At 69.4% G+C, this 16,343-nt stretch carries 14 protein-coding genes; 9 read left to right on the forward strand and 5 right to left on the reverse strand.

Features of this window, described 5'->3' with window-relative positions; all coding sequences use genetic code 11:
• Nucleotides 1–101: 101 nt before the first annotated feature.
• From ACIPLC_RS29680 to ACIPLC_RS29700, 5 genes are all read left to right on the forward strand, one after another.
• A complete protein-coding gene (locus ACIPLC_RS29680; protein WP_400476160.1) occupies nt 102–683 on the forward strand; it encodes a sensor histidine kinase in 582 nt (193 codons plus the stop codon).
• 55 nt (nt 684–738) lie between these two features.
• Entirely contained in the window at nt 739–1,395 is a 657-nt protein-coding gene (locus ACIPLC_RS29685; RefSeq protein WP_400476103.1) for a response regulator, read from the forward strand.
• A 769-nt stretch (nt 1,396–2,164) separates the two neighbouring features.
• Nucleotides 2,165–3,367, forward strand: coding sequence for a cupin domain-containing protein (locus ACIPLC_RS29690; protein WP_400476104.1), 1,203 nt, complete (start codon nt 2,165–2,167; stop codon nt 3,365–3,367).
• 353 nt (nt 3,368–3,720) lie between these two features.
• Nucleotides 3,721–4,857 (forward strand): glycosyltransferase 87 family protein, encoded by a 1,137-nt coding sequence (locus ACIPLC_RS29695; protein WP_400476105.1) that lies wholly within the window; start codon nt 3,721–3,723, stop codon nt 4,855–4,857.
• Between the two features lies 1 nt (nt 4,858).
• Nucleotides 4,859–6,472, forward strand: coding sequence for a DUF2079 domain-containing protein (locus ACIPLC_RS29700; RefSeq protein ID WP_400476106.1), 1,614 nt, complete (start codon nt 4,859–4,861; stop codon nt 6,470–6,472).
• A gap of 130 nt (nt 6,473–6,602) precedes the next feature.
• Here the strand turns inward: ACIPLC_RS29700 and ACIPLC_RS29705 are convergent, their stop codons facing one another.
• The 5 genes from ACIPLC_RS29705 to ACIPLC_RS29725 all read right to left on the reverse strand — a co-directional run bounded on the left by ACIPLC_RS29705 (nt 6,603) and on the right by ACIPLC_RS29725 (nt 11,441).
• A complete protein-coding gene (locus ACIPLC_RS29705; protein ID WP_400476107.1) occupies nt 6,603–7,577 on the reverse strand; it encodes a hypothetical protein in 975 nt (324 codons plus the stop codon).
• 80 nt (nt 7,578–7,657) lie between these two features.
• On the reverse strand, nt 7,658–8,011 hold the full coding sequence (locus ACIPLC_RS29710) for a hypothetical protein (protein WP_400476108.1): 354 nt from the start codon (nt 8,009–8,011) through the stop codon (nt 7,658–7,660).
• A 669-nt stretch (nt 8,012–8,680) separates the two neighbouring features.
• Nucleotides 8,681–9,136 (reverse strand): universal stress protein, encoded by a 456-nt coding sequence (locus tag ACIPLC_RS29715; protein WP_400476109.1) that lies wholly within the window; start codon nt 9,134–9,136, stop codon nt 8,681–8,683.
• A 107-nt stretch (nt 9,137–9,243) separates the two neighbouring features.
• Entirely contained in the window at nt 9,244–10,119 is an 876-nt protein-coding gene (locus ACIPLC_RS29720; RefSeq protein WP_400476110.1) for a peptidase, read from the reverse strand.
• Between the two features lie 2 nt (nt 10,120–10,121).
• Nucleotides 10,122–11,441: a VWA domain-containing protein gene (locus ACIPLC_RS29725; protein ID WP_400476111.1), complete on the reverse strand. Its 1,320-nt coding sequence runs from the start codon at nt 11,439–11,441 to the stop codon at nt 10,122–10,124.
• A 186-nt stretch (nt 11,442–11,627) separates the two neighbouring features.
• Here ACIPLC_RS29725 and ACIPLC_RS29730 point away from each other — a divergent pair, with 186 nt between their 5' ends.
• The 4 genes from ACIPLC_RS29730 (at nt 11,628) to ACIPLC_RS29745 (ending at nt 16,222) form a co-directional block, all read left to right on the forward strand.
• Entirely contained in the window at nt 11,628–12,476 is an 849-nt protein-coding gene (locus ACIPLC_RS29730; RefSeq protein ID WP_400476112.1) for an ATP-binding cassette domain-containing protein, read from the forward strand.
• A complete protein-coding gene (locus ACIPLC_RS29735) occupies nt 12,473–13,156 on the forward strand; it encodes an ABC transporter (protein WP_400476113.1) in 684 nt (227 codons plus the stop codon). The genes ACIPLC_RS29730 and ACIPLC_RS29735 overlap by 4 nt, the downstream gene beginning before the upstream one ends.
• Before the next feature lie 187 nt (nt 13,157–13,343).
• Entirely contained in the window at nt 13,344–14,702 is a 1,359-nt protein-coding gene (locus ACIPLC_RS29740; protein WP_400476114.1) for an FtsW/RodA/SpoVE family cell cycle protein, read from the forward strand.
• Complete coding sequence (locus ACIPLC_RS29745; protein ID WP_400476115.1) at nt 14,702–16,222, forward strand: penicillin-binding transpeptidase domain-containing protein; 1,521 nt, start codon at nt 14,702–14,704, stop codon at nt 16,220–16,222. Before ACIPLC_RS29740 ends, ACIPLC_RS29745 begins: the two co-directional genes overlap by 1 nt.
• Nucleotides 16,223–16,343: the final 121 nt, after the last annotated feature.

Genomic DNA, 16,343 nt, shown 5'->3' on the forward strand with positions numbered 1-16,343 from the left:
CTCTCCCCGATGGAGTTCGAACAACAGCAACGCACGACGGCTAAACTCTCACTCGCGGCGTAAACCCCTGTGTCCACAATCCGGGGGTCACCTCACACAGCCTGAGCATCATCGCGATCCAGTCCGGAGTCGCTCGCCATATCATCGCCACCCAGCCCGAAGAGGCGGCTGTGTGCCTGGCAGCGGTGCAGGACACGAGTCGTACGGCTCTGCGCGAGCTTCGCCTGCTACTCGGCGTCCTGCGGGACGGCGAGGAGGCGGAGTTCACAGCGGGGGGCCTGGCTGACCTCCCGAGGCTGGTTGAGGAGGCTCAACTCGCCGGGGTCAAGGTCCAGGTGACCACCGAAGGGGATCCTTGCCAGTTGACGCGCGGGATTGACCTTGCAGCCTTTCGCATCGCACAGGAGGGACTGACCAACGTCATCAAGCATGCCAACACCGATTGGGCAGGTGTGACCGTCACCTATCGTGAGAACGAAGTCGTGGTTGAGATCCTTGATCGAGGTGCAGGGGCCGGCTGCGGTCAGCTCACCAAGGGACACGGGCTGGTGGGGGTCCAGGAACGGGTCGCGTTGTACGGCGGGTGCATGACCGCCGGAACGGTGTTGCCGGCCGGTTTCCGTCTGACAGCGAGCCTGCCTATCAAGGCCATGGCCGAGCTGGACGCGGATGGGGGCCAGTAACGGTGGCGTACACGCGGATCCGGTCTCGCCGCACGCACAGTGTCCGGAGAGCTGCATGACACGGGTACTGATCGCAGACGATGAGGAACTGGTCAGGGCAGGCTTCCGTCTGATGGTCAACTCTGCTCCGGACCTGAAGGTGGTCGGGGAGGCACGGACGGGTGAGGAAGCGGTCGCCCTGGTGCGGACCGAACAGCCTGACGTCGTGTTGATGGATGTACAGATGCCGGTACTCAACGGCATCGACGCCACCCGCAGGTTGTTCGCCGGCCTCTCGCCGGCTCGTGTGCGGGTACTCATCGTGACCACCTTCGACCTCGATGAGTATGCCTTCGAGGGGCTGAAGGCCGGGGCCAGCGGCTTTCTGCTGAAGGACACGCCGCCACAGGAGTTGATCAACGCGATCCGTGTACTGGCGGCCGGGGAGTCACTGCTGACTCCCCGCGTCACGCGGCGGCTGATCGAGGAGTACACGGCCCGGCCGGCTGCAGGTCCGCCCCGGCGTCAGCCGACGGGAGTCACGGCACGAGAGTTGGAGATTCTTCTCCTCGTTGCTCGGGGCCTGTCCAACGCGGAGATCGCCGATCAGCTCTTCCTGAGCGTCGGCACAGTCAAGATCCACGTCAGTCGGTTGCTCACCAAACTGGGGGCCCGGGACCGGACCCAGCTGGTGATCGCGGTCTACGAGGCTGGGTTGGACCCACTGGGCTGAAACCTGATCGCACCGGACCGAGCCGTTCCAGTGCTTCTCACATGGCACCAGCGACTCCCATGGGTGGTGCGGCCGCGGGGCGGCACCACCCATGGGGTCGTTCGGAATTACGCTACGACACTTCTATCCGCGCTAGTGGAAGCCGCGAATCAGTCGTTGTCGTCGACAGGGCCGGTGTAGTTGCCGAGCGCACGCTGGTAGGCGTCCTGCAGACCGCTGTCATTGCTGTCCTGGTCGTCGTACTTGCCGTGGCTGCGGTCGTGAGCCGAAGCTCCAGCGCCGGCGGATTACACGACCGTGATGTCCTCGGGATTGAGCGACGTTGCCATGATTCTCCCAACTCCTGATTTAGGTTCGGGGCGCCAATCGGCCGCCCGGAATCAAGCTAAGGGCCAGAATGCCAGGCATGTCAATCAGCAATTCACCTTCGACCTCTCAGGGAATTTCCGGTTTACGCGCCTTGAGTGAGCTTGGCGCCGATCCATTCACATCAATTCGTCGTCAAACGTGATGGGCCTCACATGTCGCAGGCCGGAGCTTGCCGGCGGGTGCCGCCCGAAGGTCATTGAGACGTATGCGCACGAGCCTTGTGCTGCAAGCTGAGTAGCCCCAAAGGGTGGCTCAATGTTCCAGAGGTGGACACGGTGCGTCAACCCTGTGACGCACGGCCGCCTGGATGTAGCGCCTTTCGAGGCTTCTGAGTCACTTCGGGAATATCTCCAGGTGGCCATCGAGTGGCCGACAGTGGTAGTCGCGAAAGGGGAAAGAAATGAATGATTCCTTGCGCTCCATCGGCGCGAAGGAAGAGGAAAACCTGTACTTCTGGCTTGCGCGACTTCTTTACCCGATGAACTTCTCGCAGTTCCAGCAAGAGAACTGGGAGCGAAAGCCTCTGCTCGTGCAACGAGAGGATCGTGAGTACTTCTCGGAACTGGTGACGCTCGCCGACTACGATCATTCTCTCAATTTGTCGGGGAGCAACCTGGAGCATTTGCGCGTCGTACAGGACGGTAAGGAGACGCCCGTCTCGGAGCTGGGATCGGGTAGCTCTTACACTGCCCTGGAGGCTGTCTACTCGCGATACCGTGCGGGCGCGACGGTCGTCATGAACTCGATCCAGGACCGGTTTCCGGCGATAAACCGCCTGACACGGTCGCTTGGGTCCGAGATCGGTGCCCGAATCCAGGTCAACTCCTACCTGACGCCGGCCAGTGCCAGGGGGTTCGCATCACACTACGACATGCACGACGTCTTCATCGTTCAGGTGCACGGGACCAATCGCTGGCAGCTCTTCGACTCCCCGCTGCCGTTGCCGCTTCGCAGCCAGCCGTACGACCGTGATCAGCCGACCCCTGCCCTGGTATCGGAGTTCGAGCTGAAGGCTGGGGATCTGCTGTACCTGCCGCGAGGCACGGTGCACGCCGGAACCTCCACTGATGAGGCATCGCTGCACTTGACCATCGGGGTGCACCCGATCCTTTGGGCGAACGTGCTGTACGAGGCCGTTCAGAAGGTGGTTGAGTCGGACGTCAGGTACCGGGGTGGCTTGCCGATGGGCTTCACGGGCAGCGAAGAGGTGCAACAACAGGTCCGCGGCACCCTGGCAGAACTGGTTGCCGACTTGTCGTCGAAGATCGACGTCGACAGCGCAGTGGCGGCGGTCGTTACCCAGGGGGTCTCACTGAACGCGCCTGCACTCCGAGGGCACCTGCTGGACCTGGAGCGGCTGGACGAGATCACGCCTGAGACCAAGGTGCAGAGGCGCTTGCCCATCCAGTGGAACGTAACCGTGGACGCGCAGACGGTGAATCTGGACTTCCACGGCAAGACCGTCAGTTTCCCTGCTCACGTCGCTGATGAGGTGCGGTTCACCGCCCAGAGGAGCAGCGGCGTCTTCACGGCGGCCACCATTCCGGGCGAGCTGGACGAGGCCGGGCGCCAGGGAAGCTTGCGGATCATGTCGGTGCGGTAGTCCAGGACGGGTTCCCAGCCGAGCGCGCGTACGGGCTGGTGGAAGGTCTCTGCGCGGGCGTGGGTGTAGGCGCGGTCCCCGGAGAGGTCGGGGTCGGCCGTTAGGGGTCGGTTATCGTGGTCGGGCCCAGACGCTGATGAGGGAAACGATCTGGTCTATCTCAACGGGGTGCCATCGCGGTGCGCGAGTTCGATCTGAAACGGTGGGTACGGCAGGCAGATATGGATCAACGCATCGGTACCTCCGGCCCCGCAAGATCGACACCTTGGACCGTGGTTGCGGCTTGTGTCGCAGTGGCGTCACTGGCGGTGTTCGCCGTCGTACGTCACTTCCACGGGGCGACGATGGTCGACATGATCGTCTACCGAGCCGAGGGCGCCGCGGTCGTCCATGGCGAGGACCTGTACGCGATGCGAGTGCCCGGGTGGGACCTGCCGGCCACCTACCCGCCTTTCGCCGCGATGCTCTTCGTGCCGAGCACCTGGTTCGACGTGAGCACGCTGCGGGTTCTGGTGATGCTCCTCAACCTCGCCCTGCTCGCCGTGGCCGTGCACCTTTCCCTCCGCCTGATCGGGTGGCCCCGCGCACGTCACCGTTCGGCCGCCGTCCTTCTCGCGACGGGCCTCAGCGTCTGGCTGGAGCCGGTGTACACCACCTTCCAGTACGGCCAGGTCAACCTCGGCATCCTCTGCCTGGTTCTCTGGGACCTGACCCGGCCGGACCGGAGCCGGTTCAAGGGCGTGGGCATCGGCCTGGCCACCGCCATCAAGATCACTCCAGGCCTGTTCGCCGTATACCTGCTCCTCACCGGACGCATCAGAGCCGCACTGGTCTCAGGAGGCACGTTCCTGGCGGCCGGTCTGATCGGCTGGCTCGTGCTGCCCGACGCCTCCTTCGGCTTCTGGACCAATTACCTCTGGGACCCGAGCCGGGTAGGCGTCACGGTCCTCATGGACAACCAGTCGCTCCGGGGCGCCGTCTGTCGACTCCTCGACGTCAACGACCCGGGTCTGGTCGGGCTCGCCGCCTCCGCTCTCGTCGGGACGCTCGGACTCGCGGTGGCCGTCCTGGCCGGGCGCTCCGCACGGGTGCTGCGCCGGGCCGACGCCTGGGGCGCTGTCTGCACCGCGTTCACCGCGCTGCTGATCTCGCCGATCAGCTGGACCCACCACTGGGTCTGGTGCATCCCTCTCATCGCGCTGCTGGCCGTGGAGGCCAGGAGCACGGCGCGGCGGGTGCTGCTCGGCATCACGCTGGCGGTCTTCCTCTCCCACGCCATGTGGATACCGCCCCACCGATGGGGACGCGATGTCGCCTGGTACTGGCAACTACCCGGCTCGATCTACCCGCCTCTGGGCATCGCCGTTCTCGTCGTCGTGGGGCTGCGCCTGTACCGTGCGTGGCGTCCGGTCGGCAACGGCTCCGGAGAAGACCGAGGCCTCCCGGCCAGCAGGACCGATCATGATGCCGCGCTGACGAATCAGGTCTGACGTGACCACTCAGACGGAATCCGCGCTGCCGCCGCTTGCCGCTGCGCAGGGTGACCGGAAGCCCTCCTGGATCGTCGGTCTCACGCCAGCCCGGCGCACCGCGATGCTCAGCGTCCTCTGCTTCACCGTCATGTGCGCTATCGGCATGCAGGGCTGGACGTCCGCGTCGCTCGGCGGCTTCGATCTCGGCATCTTCGACCAGGGCGTGCGCGGATACGCCCACTTCGGGCTGCCCGTCTCGTCGTTGAAGAGCTACCACCACGAGTTCCCGCCGGGCTTCTCTCTGTTGGGTGACCATTTTTCCCCGATCCTGGCTCTGCTCGCACCGCTGTACTGGATCTGGGACGATCCCCGCTCGCTGATCATCGGCCAGGCTCTGCTCTTCGCGGCCGGAGTGCCACTGATCCGACGGATCACCGTCCACTGCTTCGCCGCCGCAGAGCCCAGGACCGCCCGTCGTGCCGCCGACCTGGCTGGCCTCGTCTACGCGCTGGGGTGGCCGCTCCTGGTCGCCTCACGGGTCGGGTTCCACGAGGTCGCCTTCGCGGTCCCCCTGACCTTGCTGATGCTGGAGCGAGGCCTGGCTCGGAAGTACGGCACGGTGGCACTCGCAGCCGTCCTTCTGTGCTGCACCAAGGAAGACCTCGGCCTCATGGTGGCGGCCTACGGCCTGGTGCTGCTGCTGCGTGCACGCGGTTCAGAGGATCGCGCCGGTCGATTCACGGGCGTCGGCCTGCTGGTGGGCGGACCGCTCGCATCAGAGGTGGCGATCAAGTGGCTGATCCCGGGGATGGGCGGCGAACCGGGGTACTACTGGAACTACGGCTTGCTCGGCCCCGATGCCGGCAGTGCTCTCCGCAACGTGCTGAGTGACCCGCTGCTGCTGGTCCAGGCGGCCTTCGACCAACCCCTCAAGCCGCTGCTGCTGCTCTGGCTCTTCGGCACGATGTTCCTGCTGCCGCTGCGGTCGGCGACCGTGCTGTGCGCGCTTCCGCTACTGGCCGAGCGGATCCTCTCCAACAACCCCAACCACTGGTCGATCGCCCGCCACTACGACTCCATGCTCTGGCCCATCATGCTCACGGCCACTGTCGAAGTGCTGGGCAGACTGATCACCGACGAGCGGACGTTTCGACGAACCCGCGGGCTGGGCCTGGCCACCGCTTGCTGCGCGTTGGTCGCTGCAGTGCCGATGGGACTGGCGCATCTCGCGGTGCCGTCATACTGGCAGCCCAAACCGAGCGAGGCTGCGCTGGTGCGGGCAGCGGCGCTCATTCCCGATGGCGCATCGGTCGAGGCGGACAACCAGATCGCACCGCGGCTGACTGCCAGAACGAATGTGGTGCTGGTGGACGAGACGCCACGAGGACGTGAGTACGTCCTCACCAGGTCCAACAAGCGGTCCTTCCCGTTTGCCACAGACAAGCAGCAGGCCGACCGAATTCAGCTCCTACTGGATCACGGGTACCGACAGGTCTGGGCCGAGGACGGAGTAGCCCTCTTGCACCGGGAGGGCAGCACCCCCATTCCCGGGGAACACGTGCCGGGCCCGGACAGCAAGCCGATCCAGGACGTAGTCCCGTCCGATGTGGGGCACGATCTGTTCGGTGGCTGACGTACCTGCCGGCCTCGTAGAGGAGGCCCTCGCGGTCGCGCTGATTCGACCGTTCTGCTTCTCCTCAGGGCAGAGAAGGGATGAGCGGTGTAGCAGGCGGAGTCGCTGGGGATTTGGTGGTTCGAAGCCCTCAGTATTTGCGGAAGTAAATTAGCTGGCCGGCTTCCCCGCCAGCCGCACCCTCTGAGGGGATAAAAAGGCTGACAAGAAGGGCATCCGCTCCCGCAGGGGTCTTGATCCTGGTGATGCTCGGATTGGCGAAAGCGACACTCCCGGCATGTGTATGGATGCTGGTCCTGTCGGCGTTCCCAGTCGTGTAATCGTAGATGAATGTTCTCCAGGATTCGAACTTTCCCTTCTCGTACTGCCCCTCGATCAGCCCGAATGGAAATCCCTTGAAACTTAAGGAATCCCGGTCGCCGATATTTCCTCGGACATTCCAGTACAGGAGAGCGTTGTCAAAGTTCGGCTGGGTCGATGCCGACCAGGAGGAGAAGTTGGTGAGCGTTGCGCGCATCTGGCGGTCCACGTCGCAGTTCGCGTAGTAGTGGCCTCCGATGTCGATGGTCGAGTGATCAATATCCGGACCAAGGGTGACCGAGTAGATATTGGGTGTTCCTTCGGCGCAGCGCGACAGGGTCCGTGGGGCATCGAACTGGCGTGAGGCCGAAGCTGCGAGGAGATTTACCCGATTGGCGTAGTAGCGTACTGCGACATGATTGTTCGGATCTTGCTCCCAGGCGACAACGTAGCCGCCGTTTCCGACCCGACTGATTGTCGGTTGCGAACTTCCGGCGCCGAAATCCTGAGCGAAAGTCCAGGTGAGAAGGTCGGAAGAGAATGCGATCGCCGCGTGATAGCGCCCATCGGCTCGCATGGTGTGGTAGACGGCCAGGTAGTCGCCGGTCTCATCCTGGATGATCTTCGCAGCATCCATCGACCGCCCCGCACTGTCAGTCGCCTGATAGCGGTAGCCGTCGGCCAGGACGACGTTCTCAACGAGGCTGCGCAGGTCGGCCCGCGGCACATCCGATGGCGGCGCGGTCTGCGCGATCGGCATGGAGGCGAAAATGAGGGGCAAGGCCAGAGTGGCGGTGAATTTCATGGGGCAGGAACCCGTCTCATCTGTATCGTTTGAGGCCGCGCCGCCGGATGGCAGCGCGGCCTCAATGTGGATTACGATCCTCAGGCGACGAATCCGGTCTGAGTGATGATGTTGCCTGCTGTGTTGATGAGCTGGACCCGGCAGCCCTTGCCGGAGCCCACGTTGAAGAAGTAGGAGTAGCCCGAGCCGGCTGCGGCGTTGAAGTATCCCTGGTCCCACCGGAACGTGTTGTCGCGGCACTCCAGCTTGAATCGGACAGTGGATGAGGTCGAGGCGGCGTAGTAAGCGTCGTAACCGTTGTTGATGCTGGTCACTGAGAGGCCGCCGCCGTTTGTGCTGGTTTCCGCACTTGCGCTGGTGGCCATGGCAGTCATGCCGCCGGCGAGCGTCGCCGTCGCCAGCGCGACAGCCGAAATCCGCTGGGTGAGCTTCATGTCGTTATTCCCCTCGAAAAGCCCCGACCCCTGCGGTCGCGCTTCGATGGGAATCTATCTCGCCTGTATCGGTACGGGGGCGACGTTTTTTTGTAAACATTTACATTTGGCCGTTACTTTACGTCTTCCTGTCTGGATGTGTCGCTGCAATCCGTAAGGCGAGTGGTGGCGCTTATCCTCATTTGAGGCACATGTCTGGTGGCCGGCCAAGCGATGGCGCGGGGGATTTTCAGTGCTGGATTGGCCGAATGGGAACCACGGTGGCCTGAGCAGGCGGAAGAGTAGTCGAGTGGGCGCAGGCGGAACCGCCCGTCGGTCTTGCCGTGGACGGTGGCACCTGGCCTGGATGTACCGGGGAAGGCTCCTGCCGCCGCCACGGCGAACCGATGCTCAGTAGAGCTTCTCGCGGAACACCGGTGGGCCTCGGCGTGGTCACGGCGGGCACGGCGATTCGGGAAGTGATCTTCGCAGTTGTGGGAAGGGTACGGGCACCCTGCCGCGTCGTAGCAGGTCAGCCCCACTCGTGAACGGCCCACCCAACAAGGGCCCCTAGAAACCGCCGTCAGGCCGGGCGGGGCTGCTGCGTCGTCCGGGGGCGATCCGGCGCGGGGGCTCGGGAGTTGGCCGTGTGACGGCCGTCGCGGCGGGGGTGGGCCGGTGAGCTGACGGTCAGTCGCGGACGATCACCACGGGGCAGCGGGCGTGGTGGAGGCAGTACTGGGCGACGGTGCCGAGCGGGGCGTCGGGCGGGGTGGAGCGGCCGCGGTTGCCGAGGACGAGCAGGGCCGCGCCGGCCGCGGCGGCGACCAGGGCGGGGCCGGGCGGTCCCGTCGTGAGGCGGCGGCGCACGGGCGGCGGGCGCGCCGGCGGGGTGCGGTCGGGCCGGGGGCAGGAGGCCAGGGCCTCGTCGAGGATCTGGGCCGCGCGGCGTTCGGGCCCGAATCCGTCCAGGGCGGGCGGGACGAGGCCGTGCTCGCCGTAGAGGCAGGGGAAGTCCCAGACGGCCACCGCCTCCAGCGGGCCGCCGGTGAGGCCGGCCTGGCGGGCCGCCCAGCGGACGGCGGCGCGGGAGGGCGGGGAGCCGTCCACGCCGACCACGATCCTGCCGCCGGGCTGCCGGGCCATGGTTCGAGCGTAGGCCCGTTCGGGCGCGGACGGGGACGGGAACGACCGAGGGCCGGCCGGAGGAGTCCGGCCGGCCCTCGGGGTGGGGCGGGGTGGGGCGGGGTGGGTCAGGGGCGTTGGGAGCCGGCGTAGGGGCCGGGCTGGGGGGCGCCGGACTGCGGCGGGACGGCGCCGTAGCGGGGCGGGCGGTGGCCGCGCGGGTGCCGGGTCAGGTTGTAGCCCAGGACGCCCGCCAGGGCGGCCAGGGCGCCGCCGCCGATGGTCCAGTACCAGCGGCTGTTCCAGCCGGAGAACCAGCCGGTGTACCAGTGCTCCTCGGCCGCCACCGGGGCGGCCGCCTTGGCGGTGCTGGCGCCGCCGCCGGCCGGTGGGACCAGCGGGGCCTTGAGCTCGCCGCCCTCCGGCTGGGCGTTGTCGGCGTTGCCCTTGGCGGCGACGTGCAACTGAACGGAGGTGGCCAGGCCGAGGTCGGGCTGCGGGACGTCGCTGACCGAGAGCCGCACGTAGTAGGTGCCGGGCAGCGGGTCGCCGGACCACGGCTCGGCCCAGGAGCGGATCTCGCGCAGGGTGCAGCTCAGCGCGAGCGTGGTGGCGGCCTGGTCGCCGGTGGTGTTCTGGGTGCCGGCGGTGCAGGCCTGGCGGCGGCGGAGCCCGTCGAAGACCTCGACGGACCAGGTCTGCGGGCCGTGGCGGTCGGTCGCGGGGGCCAGGTTGACGGTCAGGCCGATCGTCGGGGTCTGGCCCTCGGAGGCGCCGAACGCCCAGTACAGGTAGTCGCCGGTGGAGGCGGCGACGTTGGCGTCCTGGCCGGGGGAGAGGTTGGTCGCGGTCAGGAAGGAGGTGCCGGCCTTGGTGGCCGGGGCCGGGGTGCCGCTCGCGCTCGCCGAGGGCGAGGGCGAGGCAGCGGAGGCGGCCGGGGCGGCCAGCGCGAGGGCGGGCAGCAGGGCGAGGGCGGCGAGGGCGCCGCGAAGGGTCGTACGCATGGTCAGTTCTCCCGCCAGACAGAGATGCGCCAGCGGGCGATCCAGCCGAACACCAGGCCGAACAGCAGTCCGGCGAGGGTGAGGGTGAGCAGCAGGATCCAGCCGCGGCCCAGCCCCATCGCCGCGCCCTCGGGGGCGGACGAGGCGGTGGCCAGGTCGACGGTCAGCTCCAGCGGCAGGCCGGGGTCGGCCTGGACACCGGCCTGCGGGGCCAGCGAGTTGCTGACGACCAGGCAGACGGTGGTCTCCGGCTTGGCGCTCGGCGAGGCGGTCGGGCCGGCCGTGAGGTAGCCCTTGGAGTCGCTGGTGGACCAGCGCAGGCCGGTGGAGATCACGTCGGTGCGGCTGCTGCCGGCGTCGGTGCCGCGGACCAGCTCCTGGCCGGTCGCGCTGGTGGCCTGCAGCAGGACGCCGTAGTCCCGGGCCACCGCGCGGTCCAGGCCCACGCTGACCGAGGCGCGCAGCTCCTGGCCGGACTTGACCGGGACCTTGTAGACGCGGTGCTCGGAGAACTTCTCGCGGTCGCTGTACACGCCCGGGGCGAGCACCGGGGCGCTCTCGCACTTGTCGGCGCCGGAGGTCTTCACCGGGGTCACCGCGTAGGTGTCGTTGGAGCGGTCGACCAACTGCTTCACCTTGTCGGTGAGCTGCTCCTGGGTGCGGACGTCGGTGTAGGTGCCGCCGGTCGCGTTGGCGATGCAGAGCAACTGCTGGCGGGTCTTGTCGTCGTGGGCCAGGCCGAGGGTGTCGACGACCAGGTGGATGCCCTGGGAGGCGAGTTCGCGGGCGACGTCGCAGGGGTCGGGCGGGGTGCAGGTGTCCTCGCCGTCGGTGATCAGCACCACCCGGCGGGTGGTCTCGCCCTTGCCGAGGTCCTGGGCCGCGCCGCGCAGGGCCAGGCCGATCGGGGTCCAGCCGGTGGGCCGCAGGGTGGCGACGGCCGTCTTGGCCTCGACCTTGTTGGTCTTGCCGACCGGGTACAGCTGCTTGGTGTCCAGGCAGCCCTGGGTCTTGTCGTTGCCGGGGTAGTTCGCGCCCAGGGTGCGGATGCCGAACTCGGTCTCCGCGGGCAGCGCGTCGATCACGTCGTTCAGCGACTGCTGGGCCACCGAGATCCGGCTCTTGCCCTGGATGTCCCGCTCGTTCATGGAGCCGCTGACGTCCAGGACGAGGTCGACCCTGGGGGCCTCCTTGGGCGTGGCGGCGCCGGCTGATGGTTCGTCGGCGTGGGCGGGCAGGCCGAGGAGCAGCGAGGCGCCCGTTATCGCCAGGGCGGCCAGCAGGCTGCCGAGCCTGGTCTTTGGTCGTCGTCCGGTAGTCACCTGGTGATCCTAGGGATCATCAGTTCGCCATGGCGAAACGAGTCCGGATCGTGCGCCACCCCGCCCCGGCGTGAACTCCGGTGCGGGGAAGGGCTGTCGGGGCTGCGCCGACTTACGCTCGCCCTACCGGGGCCGGATAGCCTTTCGTGCGGGTTTCGTGCGAGTCCGGGCGGGAGCGGGGGCAGGGTGGAACTGGCGGCGGTCGGCAAACGGTACGGTCGGCGCGGCCGGTGGGTCCTGCGCGGGGTCGATCTCGCCGTCGGGCCGGGGGAGTTGGTGCGGATCGCCGGGGCGAACGGGAGCGGCAAGTCGACGCTGCTGCGGCTGGCTGCCGGGATCGAGCGGCCGACCGCCGGGCGGGTGGCCCGCCCGGGCGCCGCCGCGTACGTGCCCGAACGCTTCCCGCCCGCGCTGCCGTTCGACGCCGCCTCGTACCTGCTGCGGGTGGGCCGGGTGCACGGGCTGTCGGCGGAGCTGGCGCGGCGGCGGGCCGGGGACTGGCTGGACCGCTTCGGCATCGCGGACCGGGCGGGCACGCCGCTGAGCCGGCTGTCGAAGGGCACCTGCCAGAAGGTCGCGGTCGTGCAGGCACTGCTCGCCGAGGCCCCGGTCCTGCTGCTGGACGAGGCCTGGACCGGGCTCGACCCCGACGCCAGGGCGGTGCTGGACGAGGCCGCCGCCGAGCGGGCGGCGGACGGCGGCGCGGTGCTGTTCGTCGACCACGACCCGGCCCGGCTGGCCGGGCTGACCAGCGCCGCCTACCGGGTCGGCGAGGACGGCGGGCTGCGGCCCGCCGAGGAGACGGGGCCCGCGCCGGACGGCGGCGGCCCGGCGGTGGAGGTCGAGGTGGACGTCCCGGAGGGCACACCGCTGCCGCCCCGGCTGCCCGGGGCGCCGCGGCTCACCCCGCTGGCCGGCACGGCCGTGCGGCTGACCGTGCCGGCCGCGCACTCGGACGCGCTGCTGCGCCGGCTGCTGCTCGGCCGCCCGGCCGTCCGGGTGCTGGCGGTGCGGCAGCGGGAGGAGCAGCGGTGAGGCAGATCGGGGCGCTGGCCCGGTACCACCTGGAACTGCTGGTGCGCTCGCACGCCTGGCTGCCGCCGTTCCTGGCGTACGCGCTGCTGCTGGTGGTGGGCGTGACGGCGGGCAACCCGCTGCTGGGCGACCTCGGCTACGGTGCGGCCGTGCTGCTGCCGGTGAGCGCCTGGTACGTGCGCAGCGTGCTCGGCGCGGAGCCGCCGGCCTCGCGGGCCTGCCTGGTCGCGGCGGCGGGGCCGCCGCGGGTGCACCTGGGTGCGCTGCTGGCGGCGCTGACGGCCGGGTTGGTGCTGGCGGCGGCCGAGGTGGCGGCCCTGTGGTGGCTGAGCGGGACGGTGGCCAACCCGGGGGCCGAGCGGCAGCCGCCGGCCGGACCGGCGCTGGCGGCCGGGGCGTCGGCCGCGGTGGTGTGCGTGCTGCTGGGGGTGGCGGCCGGGGCGCTGGCCAACCGGCCGGTGCCGGTGCGGCCGCAGTACGGCATCGCGGTGGCGCTGGTGCTCGTCTCGCTGGCGCTGGTGGCGCCCCTCTCGCCGGCCAACGCGGCGGTCCGCGGTCTGGTCTCCGCGGCCCGGACCGGTCGGGTCGCCGTGCCGTGGGCGGAACTGCCGCTCGCCGCCGCCCTGCTGGCCGCAGTGGCGGCCGGGACGGCGGCGCTGGCCGGGCGGCGGCCCGAGTGAGCGGGGGATTCCCGCCGATAGCGGACACACCGCAGCGAAGAGCCAATACACATGGATAGTTCTCGTTAGGGTGACGAACCTGGGTGAACCGGCCTCGTACCGCCGGTCCGCCCCGATCGTCATCCCCCGGAACAGTGCTCCCGGCTCCCCGCGACCCCCAGGACGGTCCGTGGCGACACCCCCCGCCGTGACGAGAACCGCCGCCCGGCCGAGCCGGCCGGTGCCGACCAGGCGCACCACCGAGCTGCTGCTGGTCCTGGCCGCCGTGCTGATCGCCGTGTTCGGCTACGTCGAGGTCGGCGTCAACCTGGACGGCGAGGTGCCGGCCGACGCGGCCCAGTACGGCGCCGCGCTCGGCGTGCTCGCCCTGCTGGCGCACGCCGTGGTCCGCCGGCGGGCCCGGTACGCGGACCCGCTGCTGCTGCCGATCGCGGTGCTGCTCAACGGGATCGGCCTGGTGGTGATCTACCGGCTCGACCGGGCCACCTCGGGCGCCGGTGCCGCCTCCACCCAACTGCTCTGGTCGAGCCTGGGGGTGGCGCTGTTCATCGCGGTCGTGCTGCTGGTGCGCGACCACCGGCGGTTGCAGCGGTACGCCTACCTCGGGGCGCTGGTGGCGCTGGTCCTGCTGGTGCTGCCGATCTTCTTCCCGCCGGTGTACGGCTCGCGGATCTGGATCGTCCTCGGGCCGCTGTCCTTCCAGCCGGGGGAGTTCGCCAAGATCCTGCTGGCCGTCTTCTTCGCCGCCTACCTGGCGGTCCACCGGGACGCGCTGGCGCTCACCGGCCGCCGGGTCTGGCGCTGGCAGCTGCCGCGCGGCCGGGTGCTCGGGCCGGTGCTGCTGATCTGGGCGGCGTTCGTCGGCGTCCTGGTGCTGGAGACGGACCTCGGCACCTCGCTGCTGTTCTTCGGCCTGTTCGTGGTGATGCTCTACGTGGCCACCGCGCGCACCGGGTGGATCGTGATCGGGCTGCTCCTGGCGGCGGTCGGGGCGGTCACGGTGGGCTGGCTCTCGCCGCACGTGCACAGCCGGGTGACGGACTGGCTGGACCCGCTGGGCTCGATCGCGGCGGGCAAGGGCGCCAACCAGATCGCCCAGTCGCTGTTCGCCTTCGCCTGGGGCGGGGAACTGGGCACCGGGCTCGGCGACGGGCACTCGGTGCTGATCGGCTTCGCCGCCAAGTCGGACTTCATCCTCGCCACCATCGGCGAGGAACTCGGCCTGACCGGGCTCGTCGCGGTGTTCCTGCTGTACGCGCTGCTGATCTCCCGGGGGTTCCGGACGGGCATCGCGCTGCGCGACCCGTTCGGGCGGCTGCTGGCGATCGGCCTGGCCGCGATCGTCGGCCTCCAGGTGTTCGTGGTGGCCGGCGGGGTGCTCGACCTCATCCCGCTGACCGGGATGACGCTGCCGTTCGTCGCGCAGGGCGGCTCCTCGGTGGTCACCAACTGGATCATCGTGGCGCTGCTGGTGAGGATGAGCGACATCGCGCGCCGGCCGGCCCCGGCCCTGCCCGTGTCCGCGTCTCTGCCGGAGGAGGACTGATGGTGCGCACCCGCTCCCGTCCGCGCGCCCGGGGCAACGGGCCGCAGGGCCTGCCGGGCATCTCCGTCACCGGGCGCCGCGCGGGCGTCTTCTGCCTGCTGCTGGTCGCGGCGCTGTGCGTCCAGGCCACCCGGGTGCAGGTGTTCCAGGCCGAGGAGCTCGACCACAACGCCGCCAACCAGCGGCTCACCGTCGAGCGGTACTCGCAGCCGCGCGGCGACATCCGGGTCGGCGCGGACACCGTGACCGGCTCCGAACCCACCGGCGGCCGGTACGACTACAAGCGCACCTACACCGACGGCCCGACGTACGCGGCCGTCACCGGCTTCGCCTCGCAGGCGTACGGCAACACCCAGCTGGAGGGGGTCGAGGACGACCTGCTGTCCGGCACCGACAGCAGGCTGGCCGGCTGGGCGGTCTGGGACGCCGTCGCCCGCAGGCAGAACCCCGGCGGGGACGTCTACACCACCCTGAACCGGGCCGCCCAGGAGGCCGCGGTGCGCGGGCTCGGCGGCCAGAAGGGCGCGGTGGCCGCGATCGAGCCGGCCACCGGCCGGATCCTGGCCCTGGCCAGCACGCCGTCCTACGACCCGGGCAGCTTCGCCGGCTCCTCCGCGACCGACCAGGCCGCCTGGAACCGGCTGCAGGCCGACACCGACCAGCCGATGCTCAACCGGGCGCTGCGCCAGACCTATCCGCCGGGCTCGACCTTCAAGGTGGTCACGGCGGCGGCCGCGCTCGCGGGCGGGGTGGTCACCGACCCCGACGCGCCGACCGGCGTGCCGTACCCGTACGTGCTGCCGGGGACGACCACGCCGCTGGTCAACGACACCTCGGCGTGCGACCGGCCCAACCAGTCGCTGGACACCGCGATGGTCTACAGCTGCAACAGCGTGCTGGGCTACCTCGGGGTGCAGACCGGGTTGGACAGGATGGTGGCGATGGCCGAGAACTTCGGCTTCAACGACGCCAGGCTGGACATGCCGGTGCGCCCGGCCCGGTCCAACTTCGACACCGGGATGAACCAGTCGCAGGTGGCGCTCTCCTCGATCGGGCAGTTCGACACCGCGGCCACCCCGCTGGTGATGGCGATGGTCGCGGCCGGGATCGCCAACGACGGGACGGTGATGCGTCCACAGCTTGTGGACAAACTGACGAAGAACGACGGCACCGCGGTGCAGCTGATGAAGCCCGTCGTGTACCGGCGGGCGATGACCCCGGCGGTGGCCGGGCAGGTGCAGAAGCTGATGACCGACGTGGTGGAGAACGGCACCGGTGGCAACGCCCGGATCGGCGGCGCGGTGGTCGGCGGGAAGACCGGCACCGCACAGCACGGGGTGGACAACAGCGGGACGCCGTACGCCTGGTTCATCTCCTGGGCCAAGCCCGCCGGCTCGGACGCGGTGCCGCCGGTGGCGGTGGCCGTGGTGATCGCGGACAGTGACGCCACGGACGTCACCGGCGGCGGGCTGGCCGCGCCGATCGCCCGCTCGGTGATGCGGGCGGTGCTCGGCCGCTGAGCCGGTCGACGGCCGAGGGGCCGGTCGATGGCCGCTGGGCCGGTCGACGGCCGCTGAGTCGACTGACCGCTGCTGAGCTGCTGCTTTAGCTGCTGGACGGCGAATCCGCCGTCTGCGAAGT

The sequence above is a fragment of the Kitasatospora sp. NPDC086801 genome (assembly GCF_044745805.1).
Lineage (GTDB): Bacteria > Actinomycetota > Actinomycetes > Streptomycetales > Streptomycetaceae > Kitasatospora.